Source organism: Cupriavidus gilardii (assembly GCF_013347325.1).
Lineage (GTDB): Bacteria > Pseudomonadota > Gammaproteobacteria > Burkholderiales > Burkholderiaceae > Cupriavidus > Cupriavidus gilardii.
Genome location: NZ_CP054626.1, coordinates 3378072 through 3390687 on the forward strand (window position 1 = coordinate 3378072; position 12616 = coordinate 3390687).

Annotated in this window: 11 protein-coding genes, 1 tRNA gene and 1 pseudogene; 3 read left to right on the forward strand and 10 right to left on the reverse strand. The window is 67.5% G+C overall.

Annotated features, from left to right (window positions below; all coding sequences use genetic code 11):
- Window positions 1-4 precede the first annotated feature (4 nt).
- Genes FOB47_RS25510 through FOB47_RS25520 form a run of 3 tightly spaced genes read right to left on the reverse strand, consistent with a single transcriptional unit; the run spans window position 5 to window position 2366 of the window.
- Window positions 5-469 carry a hypothetical protein gene (locus FOB47_RS25510; protein WP_053822776.1) on the reverse strand — a complete coding sequence of 155 codons (465 nt, stop codon included), beginning with the start codon at window positions 467-469 and terminating at the stop codon, window positions 5-7.
- The gene (locus FOB47_RS25515; protein ID WP_053822777.1) at window positions 466-1863 is read right to left on the reverse strand and encodes a recombinase family protein; all 1398 of its coding nucleotides are present in this window, start codon (window positions 1861-1863) and stop codon (window positions 466-468) included. Before FOB47_RS25515 ends, FOB47_RS25510 begins: the two co-directional genes overlap by 4 nt.
- A 29-nt stretch (window positions 1864-1892) precedes the next feature.
- Window positions 1893-2366 carry a DUF2924 domain-containing protein gene (locus tag FOB47_RS25520; RefSeq protein WP_053822778.1) on the reverse strand — a complete coding sequence of 158 codons (474 nt, stop codon included), beginning with the start codon at window positions 2364-2366 and terminating at the stop codon, window positions 1893-1895.
- A 44-nt stretch (window positions 2367-2410) separates the two neighbouring features.
- Between FOB47_RS25520 and FOB47_RS25525 the strand changes: the two genes are divergently transcribed.
- Window positions 2411-2614 (forward strand): hypothetical protein, encoded by a 204-nt coding sequence (locus tag FOB47_RS25525; RefSeq protein ID WP_053822779.1) that lies wholly within the window; start codon window positions 2411-2413, stop codon window positions 2612-2614.
- 61 nt (window positions 2615-2675) lie between these two features.
- On the opposite strand, the gene FOB47_RS25530 is transcribed toward FOB47_RS25525, so the two are convergent.
- The gene (locus FOB47_RS25530; RefSeq protein WP_223819440.1) at window positions 2676-3605 is read right to left on the reverse strand and encodes an ImmA/IrrE family metallo-endopeptidase; all 930 of its coding nucleotides are present in this window, start codon (window positions 3603-3605) and stop codon (window positions 2676-2678) included.
- Window positions 3602-3898 (reverse strand): helix-turn-helix domain-containing protein, encoded by a 297-nt coding sequence (locus tag FOB47_RS25535; protein ID WP_242002944.1) that lies wholly within the window; start codon window positions 3896-3898, stop codon window positions 3602-3604. The genes FOB47_RS25530 and FOB47_RS25535 overlap by 4 nt, the downstream gene beginning before the upstream one ends.
- Window positions 3899-4192: 294 nt before the next feature.
- Between FOB47_RS25535 and FOB47_RS25540 the strand changes: the two genes are divergently transcribed.
- Window positions 4193-5446: a hypothetical protein gene (locus tag FOB47_RS25540; protein ID WP_053822781.1), complete on the forward strand. Its 1254-nt coding sequence runs from the start codon at window positions 4193-4195 to the stop codon at window positions 5444-5446.
- Between the two features lie 3 nt (window positions 5447-5449).
- Entirely contained in the window at window positions 5450-6415 is a 966-nt protein-coding gene (locus tag FOB47_RS25545; RefSeq protein WP_053822782.1) for a hypothetical protein, read from the forward strand.
- 264 nt (window positions 6416-6679) lie between these two features.
- On the opposite strand, the gene FOB47_RS25550 is transcribed toward FOB47_RS25545, so the two are convergent.
- The 5 genes and pseudogenes from FOB47_RS25550 to rsmB form a co-directional block, all read right to left on the reverse strand.
- Window positions 6680-6755: transfer RNA gene (locus FOB47_RS25550), tRNA-Phe, on the reverse strand.
- 65 nt (window positions 6756-6820) lie between these two features.
- Complete coding sequence (locus FOB47_RS25555; protein ID WP_053822868.1) at window positions 6821-7513, reverse strand: response regulator; 693 nt, start codon at window positions 7511-7513, stop codon at window positions 6821-6823.
- Between the two features lie 56 nt (window positions 7514-7569).
- Window positions 7570-10029 carry a sensor histidine kinase gene (locus FOB47_RS25560; RefSeq protein ID WP_174782329.1) on the reverse strand — a complete coding sequence of 820 codons (2460 nt, stop codon included), beginning with the start codon at window positions 10027-10029 and terminating at the stop codon, window positions 7570-7572.
- 221 nt (window positions 10030-10250) lie between these two features.
- A pseudogene (locus FOB47_RS26265) lies at window positions 10251-11087 on the reverse strand (DUF4390 domain-containing protein); the annotation flags it as partial.
- 4 nt (window positions 11088-11091) lie between these two features.
- Complete coding sequence (gene rsmB / locus FOB47_RS25570; protein ID WP_174782331.1) at window positions 11092-12465, reverse strand: 16S rRNA (cytosine(967)-C(5))-methyltransferase RsmB; 1374 nt, start codon at window positions 12463-12465, stop codon at window positions 11092-11094.
- Between the last annotated feature and the right edge of the window lie 151 nt (window positions 12466-12616).

A 12616-nucleotide genomic window follows, 5' to 3' on the forward strand; every position in this document is an offset into this window, starting at 1 on the left:
AGTCTCAAGCTGAAGGAAAGCCCAGCAGCCGACGCTGCTCGCCCCAGTCGCGAGGCAGCAGGTCTTGGCGGCCACGCAGCGTGTGCAGATTCAGATGCCGGGGCTGGCGGCCCTCGAAAATCGCCTCGACGATGTCCGGTGCCAGCATGGTCATGCGCAGCACCTCGGCCGCCCAGCCTGGCTCCAGTTTCAGCGCGCGCGCCAGGTCGGCGGTCGTCGGATAGACGCCTTCGTCGATCAGCCGCTTCCAGTAGAACGCCTTGCCGAGCGTCTTGATCATCGGCACGTCGAAGCCACCCGTCACAGTGGCGGCATCGGGCGCGGGCGGGATCAGCAGCTTGCGGTTCTGGCGGCGCTTGATCGTCAGCGGCACCAGCGTGACGCGCTGGCCATCGCTGACGTAGCTGCGGGCATCGGTTCCGACCTCGACGCGGATAGCGCGCTTGCGCGGGTTCGTCGTGGTGCTCATGCCGGTGTTTCCTCGGTCTGTGCGCTGGATTCCTCGACCAGCGGATGCGCGCCGATCTCGGGCCCCAATCCCAGCCAGCCGTCCTCGCGCCAGAGGATGTCGAGTCCGTGCTCATGCAGTTGGACCCGCTCGATCAGCAGCCGCGCGATGCGTTGCTGCTCGGCCGGGAACAACTGCGCCCACACGTCGCCGATGCGTCGCATCGCCACCACCACCTGCGCTTCATCGAGGGCAGCACCGGCCGGGTGGCGCTGGCACGCCCGCCAGGTGCCGATCAGCACCTCCGGCGCCGAGAGCGCCGCGTGGATCTGCGTCAACACCGCGTTCTCGATCTCGGCCGCGGGCAGATGCCCGACGTCCGGGGCGTCCGGCGCCAGGCTCGCGCCCGCGTTGCGGCGCTTGTGCAGGTAGGGGACGTAGTAGCGGTAGGTGCGTCCGCTCTTCTTCTTGACGAAGGTGTGCAGCATGCGCTGCCCATCGGGCGCGAACAGCAGCCCCGCGAGCAGGGCCGGATGCTTGGCGCGGTGCTCGCGCGGCGCCTGCTTGCGGCGCGCGATGAACGCGTGCGCGGCGTCCCACAGGTCTTGCGGCACGATCGCTTCGTGTTGGCCGGGATACCACGTGCCGTGGTTGCGGATCTCACCCAGGTAGATGCGGTTGCGCAGCAGCGCGAAGATGAACTGCTGGTCGATGGGTCGGCCCGTGCGCCGGCGCCCGCCTTGGGTCACCCAGGCCTTGGTGGTGTGCCCCTCGACCGCCATCTCCCGCACCAGCCGTGCAGCCGAGCCATGCTCGGCGTAGCGCCGGAAGATGTCACGCACGAGTGCGGCCTCGCGCTCGTTGACGACGAGCTTGCGATCGACGACGTCATAGCCCAGCGGCGGCATGCCGCCCATCCACATGCCCTTCGCCTTGGAGGCGGCGATCTTGTCGCGGATGCGCTCGCCGGTGACCTCGCGCTCGAACTGCGCGAAGGACAGCAGGATGTTGAGCGTGAGCCGCCCCATCGAGGTGGTGGTGTTGAACTGCTGCGTGACCGAGACGAAGGAGACGCCGTTGCGGTCGAACACCTCCACCAGCTTGGCGAAGTCCGCGAGGCTTCGCGTCAATCGGTCGATCTTGTAGACGACCACGATGTCGATCCTGCCGGCATCGATGTCGGCGAGCAGCCGTTTGAGCGCCGGGCGGTCGAGATTACCGCCGGAGTAGCCGCCGTCGTCATAACCCTCCTCGACGGCGATCCAGCCCTCGTGGCGTTGGCTGGCGATGAAGGCCAGCCCCGCGTCGCGTTGGGCCTCCAGGCTGTTGTACTCCTGGTCCAGTCCCTCGTCGGTGGACTTGCGGGTGTAGACCGCACAGCGCCTCGATGGCGTGACGGGACCAGGCGTCGGCATGGTCGACGGGGATGCGGGCCATCGTGATCTCATGCCGGCTCCTTCTGGCCGTGCTTGGTCTTGAGGCCGAAGAACGCGGGGCCCGACCAAGGCGTGCCGGTGATGTGGCGGGCAATCGCCGTCAGGCTCTTGAACCGCTGCCCCTGATACTCGAAGTCGTTCGGGCCGCGCACCAGGACGCGGTGCTCGACGTCGTCGAAGATCCGCGTGAGCACGGTGCCCGGTAGCAGCCGACTCGCGTCGCGGCGCAGTTGGCGCGGCAGGATGCCCGTCTCACCGATCTCCTCGAGCTTGCGGCGGGTCGCGGGCTTCAACCCGCCGAAGGCGCGCTCCTGGATCCTGTAGGCGAGCCGACTCTCCAGCCACGTGCGGTGGTGATGCTTGGGCCGCTCCTCGAAGTACTCGTCCCACAGCGCCCAGAGGCTGTCCATCGGCAGGTGGGGCAGCTGGGCGATGCGAGCGGCGATGGTGGTAGCGTCGACTGTGGGTGCGTGTGCCGTCATGGGCGAACTCCGTTGTTGTTATCGGGGTTCGCATTCACGCGCTGTTGGCCGACAAAGCCAAGGCCAACTTCGTCTCTGGTGTCGGAAAGCGGGAGTTCGCGGCGGGCGCGAAGCCGCAGAAGGCCTGCGGCGAGGAGATCAACGACTTCCTGGTGCGCGTGCCTTGGCTGATCGGCGGCAGGAGAAAGGGAGAAAGGTTCGAGTTCGTGCATCGCAAGCGTTCCTATGGAAAACGCTTGTCATGCTAGGAATCGATGGGGCTCCGCGTAACGTGTTCTGGCGGGGATGCGCGGGCTACGGCGCCCTGCGTCATCGCATCGGGTGCTGGCCTGTCGAGACGAACCGGTCATCGCAGTCGTTGCTTTCGCCATCCTGCCAGGATCGATCCCAAGCGCGCGGCTCGGCGCTCTCCAACAGCAGCAGGGTCAGGACGCGATCTCTCGAGGCGTAGCTGTGCTTGAACTCGCGCAGCTTCATGTAGGGCGCCTCCTCGGGGCACCAGATCGCAGCAGACATCTCGACGCCGTCCCATGCCTGCTCGACGCTCGCGTCGGCGGCGAGCGTGCCGGGTAAGGGCTCTTGCGGATCGCCGGTGCGCCGGATGCGCGCCCGGGTTCTCACGGCGCTGCTGCTGCGCCATTCGTACTTCGCGTAGCCGTTGTCCCAGTAGACCAAGATGGCGCGCTGCGGGGTGAACTTGATGAAGCGGATGCACAGCGCCTCGAACGACACCTGGAAGCGCTCGGCAATGGCGCTGAGGACGTGCAGATCGATGCGTCGGTTCGAGATCCACTCGCGCAGCCGATCACCGGGCATCAGCAAGTTGCCGGCGAAATCGTCGGCCTCGCGCTCGATCAGGCGCATCGTCTCGTGGCCGGAGTGGACGCTTTCCTTGTCACAGTTGAAACGCGGCTGCCGGTCGCGGTGCAGGACGAAGTGCCCGAGCTCGTGAGCGATGGTGAATCGCTGGCGCTGCGGGCTGACCGTGCCGTTGTAGGCGATACCCCAGACCTGAGGGTCACCGGGGTCCCGCGCCAGCAGGCCCTCGAAGGCATCGTCGTTGAACTGCACCGGGGGACGAATTTCCCGAACCCCTTTGCCGTAGGGCGTGGTCGGCAGCATCTGCCGCACGACATCGAGATCGATGGCCTCGGGCACGTCCGCGCCGTACCAAGCCCGCAACCAGTGGTGGACTTTGTTGGCGGCGATCGCGCCGTTGAGGGCCGGGGGCGTGTTCACCTTTTGCTTTCCGGCAGATCCTTGTCCGGGAAGATGATCTTCAGCGCTTGGCGCACCCGGTCCTTCTCAGCTTCGGTCATGCCGGCATAGGCACGGAAGAAGGCCACATCCTCGGGGCTGGCCTCGGGGACCTGGGGCATGGGCTCGCCCATGATGTCTTCCATCGTGACGCCCAGCACCTTGGCCAGCGCCTGCACGCGCTCAGCCGAGGGGCGTTGACCCTCCTTCATCTCCAGTTCCCAGATGTAGGCCTTGGTGCAGCCGACCGCGTCGGCCACCTGCTGCAGGGTCAACTTCTTCGCCTCGCGGAATCGCCGCAGGCGTACTCCAAACGCCGAAGCCATGGCGATGTCCCGTCTCGAATCGACTGTCAGTGTAGGAAAACAGACCCAAAAGTATAGCCACGATATACCAAAAAGCGCCAGACGTGCCGCGATGATTGACAGGCGGAATGGGGCGGGACACAATCGCGCTGTATCTCGCTGCTTTACGCTGGTGAGAGCCCTGTTCGGTAACCCCGTCGCCGGCCCGCGAACCCGCCCCTCGGTCCGCAGCCCTCGACACCTCTTGCGGAAAGGACCGAGAAGATGAAGAAGACCTTCGTCGACGTGCTGCTCGAACTGCCGGTGGACGCGACGCTCAGCGCTTTCCTGGCCTCGCACGGCCTGCCCGTGGCCGACGATTTCGACTGGGAGGACACGCCGCGCACCTCGCAGGCGCTGGTGGAGGCCGTTCGCGCCTGGCCCGACGTCGCCGCCCGCGACCGTCTGATCGGCAACCTCATGGCCAGCGTCCAGTTGGCCGACCCGGCCGGCAAGCAGGCGATGTTCCAGGCCGCCGCCGGGGACGGCGCCGCGCTGCTGGGCCTGGTGGGATGCCGGAGCGACACCCACCGCTCCTTCTGGCTGTATGCCAGCCACCCGGCGCTGTTCGAGCGGGCCTGTGAGTTCGACTACCTGGAGCGCCACGGATCGCAGGCCCAGCAGCACGACCTCGGCGTGAAGCGTCGGCCGAACACCTCGGATGCCGCGCTGGCCGCGCTGCGCCAGGCCATCTCGGCCTTCTATCAGCGCGAACTGCAGTGCGGCGACGGCAGCGTGGCTTACTTGGTGGAACGCCGCCCCGGCATGTTCCTGCTGACGGTCCACGTCAAGGACCTGGCCATGCTGCGCCTGGAGTTCGAGGGCGCCCATCTCACCCGTCGCGTCGGCAACCCGAACATCCACATGGTGCTGGAGTACGCCGTGGCCACTGGGGTCGTTCGCACCCTCGTGCGCGGTGGCGCCAAGTACCACCAGATGCTCGTGGACGCCTTCGCCGAGCACCTGCTGGGCGTCAAGGTGGACGCGCACCGTATCAAGCCGCCGACGCTGGACCTGTCGGTCTTGCGCCTCGGCTTCGACGTGCCGCAGGCCGTGGCGGACGGCTTCGTGGCGCTGCAGGTCAAGTCCCTCTCGGTGTTGAGTCCGAGCACGGCATTGAAGCTCGATTGCACGGCGATGGCGTCGAGCGAGCAGCGCTGCGTCACCGAACTGCTGCGCGAGGAGTTCCCCGGTGAGGACCCGCTGGCCCGCGGCTGGTTGATCACGGCGGCACGCATCAACCTCTACTACCCGCCCGAACCCGGAAAGGCTCGTTCCAAGGTCGTCACGGTCGAGGTGACGCGTCGCGGACGGCTGAACCTGCACAAGTTCGATGCCGCGTTGCAGGCGCAGTTGGAGGGCTACCTGGTCTCGCTGGGCATCTTGCAGCCCGGCCAGACGCTGAACGTCCGGGAAGCGCCGCCGGAAGCGGGAACTGCCAATCCTGAGCCGCATCGCTCCACGATTGGCGAGGACTAACCGGTGGCCACGCACGACGCCTGGGCCTTGGTGTGCCGCTTGTTCGCGGGCGGCACGCCCATCCTTCGAGCGGCGCTCTCTCCCCGCGAGATCGCCGCCTTGCCGGCCCTCGGGCAGGCGGTGAAGCCCACGGCCCTGGACCAGCGGTTCGTGCTGTGCCCCTACTGCCACCAGCACCGGGCGCAGGTCTGGGGCAACGGGCACCAGGGGCGTACCTGCCATTGCCCCGAGTGCGGGCCGGTGGACGTCGCGGCCGACGACATGGCCGCGTTGGCGCTGGACGAGGACTGGCTGCGCCGAAAGCTGCGGCTGGCGCTTTCGATCGAGAGCCGCGACGGCATCGACGCCCTCGGCGATGGCGTGTGGCGCCTTGGCGATTCCCGGTGCTCGCCAGTCCTGCTGGCGCGCGATCTGATCCGGCTATGGCGCGAGCCGGCCCTGCTGGAGCGGGTGCGGGTCGCAGGCGGGCCGATCCGCGTCATCACGCCGAAGCCGCGCGAGACGCGCGGGGCGCCCTTCGGCCCGGGCGTGGAGTGGTTGGCTCTGGAGGATCGGTTCGCCTTCTACGGCGGCGGCATCTCGTTCATCGGCATGTCGGGTGAGCCACCAGGCCCGCAGGCCAGCGATCCAACGACGCCGGTGAAGGGGCCTTTCTCGGCGGATTTCCGCTGGGTCACGCTGCCCGAGGGGCCGCACGGCCCGATCCGGCTGACCGAGGCTCAGGCAGCAGTGTTCGAGGCCCTGTGGTCGTTCAAGGGGGAGCCCCGCACCGCCGAACAGGTCATGCGGCGTGCCGGGCTCGACAGCGCCAAGCCCATCGACGTGTTCAAGGTCAAGACGCGCGACAAGGGCAAGCCGGAAGCCGAAGGGCCACTCGTTGCATACCGGGCCCTCGTCCAGGTCGTGCAGGGGCGCCCGGGGCTGTACTCGATGCCCTGTGCTGCAGCATTGAGCCCCGTGCAGGCTTGATGCCTTGCTCTTCCAAGCACGATGAACAACCGCTGGCCGTGACGCACGCGCAAGTCATTGACGTACGAGGCCGCCTGCGTGCGCTTCCGCCAAGAAGTTGGCGCCGGTTTTGAGAGAAGAGAGAGCAAAAGAGAGTCGAACTGGGCGACTTTCGGGCGGTGCGGCTTCACTGCGTGGCACACGCAGAACGCCGCCGAACCCCGCGCGGCGTCGGGGAACCCGGAAACGAAAACGCCCAACCGATAGAGGTTGGGCGTTGAAAAGTGGTGGCCTGGGACGGAATCGAACCGCCGACACAAGGATTTTCAATCCTCTGCTCTACCGACTGAGCTACCGGGCCAAAGAAGCGAAACTATAACAGCGGGCATGGGACTGGTCAACCCCCTGCCGGCGCGAATCTCGTGCTTACTGCTCGGCTGGCTCCGGCTTGTTGCGGCTCAGTTCGACGCCGAGCTGCTTGAGCTTGCGGTACAGGTGGGTACGCTCGAGTCCGGTCTTCTCGGCCACGCGCGTCATGCTGCCGTGCTCGCGCAGCAGGTGGTATTCGAAGTAGGCGCGCTCGAACATGTCGCGCGCCTCGCGCAGCGGCATGTCGAAGGAGAACTGCATTTCGGCCTCGGGGACGCGCTGCGGCGTGCCGTTGGCGGACGCGTCCGCCGGCGCGGTGTCGGCGGCGCGAGCGGCGGGCTCGGCGGCCGGTGCCGCGGGAACGGCGGCCGCGCGCGGACGTTCCTGGCCGCGTGCGAGGCCCTGCTCCACCGCGGACAGCAGCTTCTGCAGCGCGATCGGTTTCTCCAGGAAATTGAGCGCGCCGATCTTGGTCGCTTCCACCGCGGTATCGATGGTCGCGTGCCCGGACATCATGATCACGGGCATCGTCAGCTGGCCCTGGGAGGACCATTCCTTGAGCAGCGTCACACCGTCGGTGTCCGGCATCCAGATGTCGAGCAGCACCAGGTCGGGCGTATTGCCGGCACGGTATTCACGGGCTTGTTGCGCGTTTTCGGCTACTTCGACTACATGGCCTTCGTCGCTGAGGATTTCCGAGAGCAGTTCACGGATACCCATTTCGTCGTCGACTACGAGGATGGTTGCCATACTTTCCTCTTAACCCCTCCGCGGCGTTCCGGGTCGGACCGCATCATCATGCATCACTATGCCAGCTTGGCGAACAGGATCGATATCTGGGCGCCGGCGACTTCGGTGCCCTCCATGCGGTTGCGCAGTTCGATGCGCGCCCCATGTTCGTCAATGATCTTCTTCACCATCGCAAGACCCAGACCCGTCCCCTTGGCCTTGGTCGTCACGTATGGCTCGAACGCGCGGCTCAGGATGCGCGGGGCGAACCCCGGACCATTGTCAGCGATGGTCAGCTTGACAGCCTGGCGGCTTTCGCCGGCAGGATCTTTGTATTCTACAGTCTCGGTGTGCAGAGCGATACAAGGCGCCGGACGGCCCGCCGCCAGGTTCTCCGCGACCGCATCCTGCGCATTCTGCAGCAGATTGTGTATCACCTGCCGAAGCTGGGTCGGATCGCCCTTGATGTCGGGCAGATCGTCGGCCAGCGACGGATGAATCACGGGATGCTCGTGCAGGCCGGGATCGTCGATACCGTACAGATGCAGAACCTCGGCCACCAGCGCATTGAGCTGCAGCGTCTGCAGCATCGCCGGCGGCGTGCGGGCGTAGTCGCGGAAATCGTCGACCATGCGCTTCATCGCCGCTACCTGGTTAACGATCGTGGTGGCCCCGCGCTTTAGCACGTCCGCGTCGATGCCTTCGAGCTTGGACGCGAGCTTCATCTGCAGCCGCTCCGCCGACAGCTGGATCGGCGTCAGCGGGTTCTTGATTTCATGCGCGAGGCGCCGGGCCACTTCGCCCCATGCGACCGACCGTTGAGCCGAAATCACATCGGAAATATCGTCGAACACGACCACATAGCCCGGCTCGGCATGATCGCTGATATGGTCGCCGCCCGGCAGCCGCGCGCCGCGTACCAGCAGCGTCAGCGGCTGTTCCTCGTCGCCGTGCGGCAGTTCGATCTGCTTCTGCCAGTGCGCGGCGCCGCCGAGTACCTCGCTGGTGCTCTGCTCGGAGAAGGCCTGCCGCACGATTTCGCCGAACGCCGCCATGCCCGGAATGGCCTCGATCGGGTGCCCGATGGTGGGGCCGAGCGGCTGGCCGAAGATCCGTTCGGCACCGGGGTTGGCCGTGACCAGCGAGAAGCGCCGGTCCATCACCAGCACGCCGGCGGTCAGGTTCTGCAGCACGCTTTCGAGGAAGGCCTTCGATTGCTCCAGCGCCGCGCGATTCTGCTCGACGGCCAGGCGCGCCTCGGCCAGCTGCCGCGTCATCATGTTGAACTGCTGCGTCAGCATGCCGAGCTCATCGCGGCTCTTCAGTTCGCGCTTGGGCGACAGGTCGCCTTCGGCGACTTCCTTGGTCCCCTGCAGCAGCATCAGCAGCGGCCGCGCCAACTGCCCGCCGAGCAGCAGCGCCAGCATCACCGCGATGAACACCGCGAGAAACAGCGTCAGCGTCAGCGTGCCGATATACATCTTGCGCAGGCCGGTGCGGCCCAGCGCCTTTTCCTGGTAGTCCTGATAGGCGCGCTGGACTTCGTCGGCATTGCGCGCGAGCACCGCGGGGACCGGATGCACGATCTGCAGATAGCGCTCCTCGCGCACCGTATCGCCGATCAGGCCGAAGCCCGACGACGGATAGTCCTCGGCGCGCCGCTCCAGCGACAGGCCCGAGCCGGCCCAGCGGTCCTTGCCCGCGGGACGCTGCGGCGCGCCCAGCGGCGCTTCGTCGGTAGGCGCCGCGGTGCCGAGCGGAATGATCACGCGCAACCGGTACAGGTGATTGGCGTCGGCGCGCTCGGCTTGCGGATGGCCATCGCTGCCGCCGTCGGTGCCGGGATCGGTGCCGCCCTCGACCGCCGCGTAGCCGCCCGCAAGCCGGGCCTGCTCGACCAGCACGCCGGAAGGCAGGCTCGGCACCAGCATCGCGTAATTGCTCGACGCGGACGCGATCACGCGTCCGCCGCCGGTGAAGATCGAGGCCTCCTGCACGCCGTACTGTTCGCGCAGCCGGTTCAGCTGCAGCGAGTTGGTCGGCTCGCTGGCGCTGATGATCTGATCGCTCATCTGCCGGGCCTTGGCCTGCAGATCGGCCAGCGCGCTGTCGATGGTCGAGCGGCCCAGATTCAGGCCTGCCTCGAGCGCGGTCTCGACGCGCACGTCGAACCACGATTCGATGCTGCGCGAGACGAATTGCAGCGACACCAGGTAGATCAGCACGCCCGGCAGCACGCCGACGATGCCGAAGAACAGCGCCAGCTTGGTCATCAGCCGCGTGCCGAACTTGCCGCGGCGATAGCGGACCCACAGCGCCACCGCGAGCGCGCCGATGATCAGCACCATCAGCACGCCGATCACCAGGTTGATCTTGTACAGCAGCGTGAAATAGCGGTCGAAGAATTCGGTGTTGGCGGACGCGGCGGCCAACAGCACCACCAGCACCAGCGCCAGGAAGACGATGGTGCCGGCGACCACGCGGCTCAGCACCCGGCGCAGCCGGCTGTCGAGCACGGTGTTCAGCGGAGAGATCATGGTTCGGCGACCAGCGACGACAGCGAGATCGGTGCCAGCATGCCGGCGACCGTGCGAGCGGATGCCGGCGACGGCGGACGGGCGTTGCCGATGCCCGGCGCCGAGGCCGGCGCGGCATTGGGCGTGGAAGCGGGGGCCGTCGCACCACCTGGCACAGTGCTCGGCGCACTGCTCGGGCTACTACCCGGTGCACTGCCGGGAACGCCGCCGGGCGCGGAAGGCGGCATCGAGGCCGGGGCCGAACCCTGTCCCGGTGCCGACGCGGCCGGCGCCGCCGACGCGTTCGCGGGCGAAGCCGCGTGTCCGTTCGCCGGTGCTGGCGTCGGCGCGGCCGGCGAAGCCGGGGCGGCAGGCGCGGGAGGTGCCGCAGGCGCGGCGGGTGCCGGAGGTGGCGGTGCCTCGGCGACCGGCGTATAGGCAAAGCGCCGCCAGTCGGACGACAGGTTCCAGTCGCGCGTATTGACCGCATTGATCTGGAACGGCTTGGGCAGTTGCGACAGGTCCAGCCGCATGCGGACCTCGGCCTGGTATGGCACGCCGAGCTTGACGTCGCCGCGCTCGAACACGCGCCAGCCACGCACCTGCTTGATGAAATCGAGTGCGCCCTTCAGCCGCATGAAGGGCAGCTGCAGTCCGCCGGTCGAGACCCGGTACTGCCGCGTCAGCGGATGGAAGGTCAGCCGGACGCTGCGGCTGGTGCTGACCGGCTTTTCGTCGAACCAGTACCAGCGCGGTCGGCTCAGCTGGAAATCCACCGCGAAATACAAGGGGATGCCCTTGTGCAACGCGTCCTCCAATGCCGGCGACAGCTCGAAGTTGAAGGCGGCGTTCAGCTCGAAGCCGCCATCCTGATATTCGATGCGCGCCTCGCGCACCTCGATGTTCTGTGCGTGGCTGGTGCGCGGCGACAGTGTGCCCGCGCAAAGGGCCAGCACCATCAACAGCAGCCACGCCAGCCGGCGCAGCGCGGCCACGCCGATACCGGCATGGTTGGCTGCGGATCCGCACGCCTTGTCGTCATGGGCACGGAGGACGGACAAGCGAAGCGGTGCGAGCATCGGATCAGAGGCGTTTCTGGAAGCGGGCGTAGAAGAAACCGTCGTGGTCCGACGGCAGGCCATCGTGGCTGCCGGTCCCGCCATCAGCCACGCCATTGGGGATGCTGCCGGGCAGCAGCTGGCCGGGCGCCTGCAATCGTATCGCATCTGGTAGCTGGTCACCAAACCAGCGCGCCTGCTCCTCGCCCTCCGTTGGGAAAATAGAACAAGTCACATACACCAGAATGCCGCCCGGTTTCAGCAGCGGCCACAGCTGCGAGACGATGCGGCGTTGCTCGTTGACGAGCCTGGCCAGATCGCTTTCGCGGCGCAGCCAGCGGATATCGGGATGGCGGCGCACGATGCCGGAGGCCGAGCATGGAACATCGGCCAGGATGCGGTCGTATGGCTTGCCGTCCCACCATGCCTGCGGCCGGCTGGCGTCGCCGATCACGACCTGCGCGCGCTGGTGCAGCCGCGCGAGATTCTCGTCGATGCGCTGCGCGCGCACGGCATCGCTCTCGACCGCGGTCAGATCCACATCGGCCAGTTCGAGCAGATGGCCGGTCTTGCCGCCGGGCGCGGCGCAGGCATCGAGCACCCGCTGGCCATCGGCGATCTCGAGCAGCGGCGCCGCCAGCTGCGCGCCGGCGTCCTGCACCGAGACTTCGCCGCTGTCGAAGCCGGGCACCTGCGCGACCGGCAGCGCGCGCGCCAGCCGTACCGCCTGCACGCCGACGCGCTGCGCGCCGATGCCCGCGGCGGCAAGCCGGGCCAGATAGTCGTCGAGCGAAACGCGCGCGGTATTGACCCGCAGCGTCATCGGCGGCCGCTCGTTCGCGCTGGCGGCCAGCGCCTGCCAGCGATCGGGATAGGCCTCGCGCAGCAGGCGCAGCCACCATGCGGGCAGATTCCAGCGTGCCTCTTCGTCGCGGCGCACTTCGGCAAGCAGCGTCTGTCGTTCGCGCAGGAAACGCCGCAGTACCGCGTTGACCATGCCGCGTGCATGCGCGGACTTCGGATCGGAAGCGGCGGCATTGACGGCCTGGTCCACCACGGTGAAGGCCGCATAACAGCCCTGCCCGCCATCCTGCCCCTGGTCCTTGTCGCCTTCGATCAGCAGCGTCAGCGCGACCGCGAGCAGCGAATCGACCAGCGCGCCGGGCGGGCGCGACACCATGCGCGTGACCAGCGCACGCACGGTGCCGAACTCGCGCATGGTGCGATAGGCCAGGTCCTGCAGCGCGCCGCGCGCGCTGGCGTCCCGCGTACGCTCGAGCCGGTACTGTGCGCAGGCGGCATCGATGGCCTGCGGCAGCGCGCTGCCCTCGTTGACGCTGCGTACCGCGGCCGCGGCGGCAAGCATCTGGAAGGCCAGGGAATCGGGAGGCAAACGCATGGATCGGACACCGTGAGGAAACGAACTGACAAGAAGACGCGGAAATGCGTGCAGGAATGCGGTCGGCGCGCTGCGCAAGACCAAGGGGCAGCGCATGCGGCCATCGCGCGGACATCAAAAAGCCCGCCGGCTCGCAGGGAGCACGGCGGGC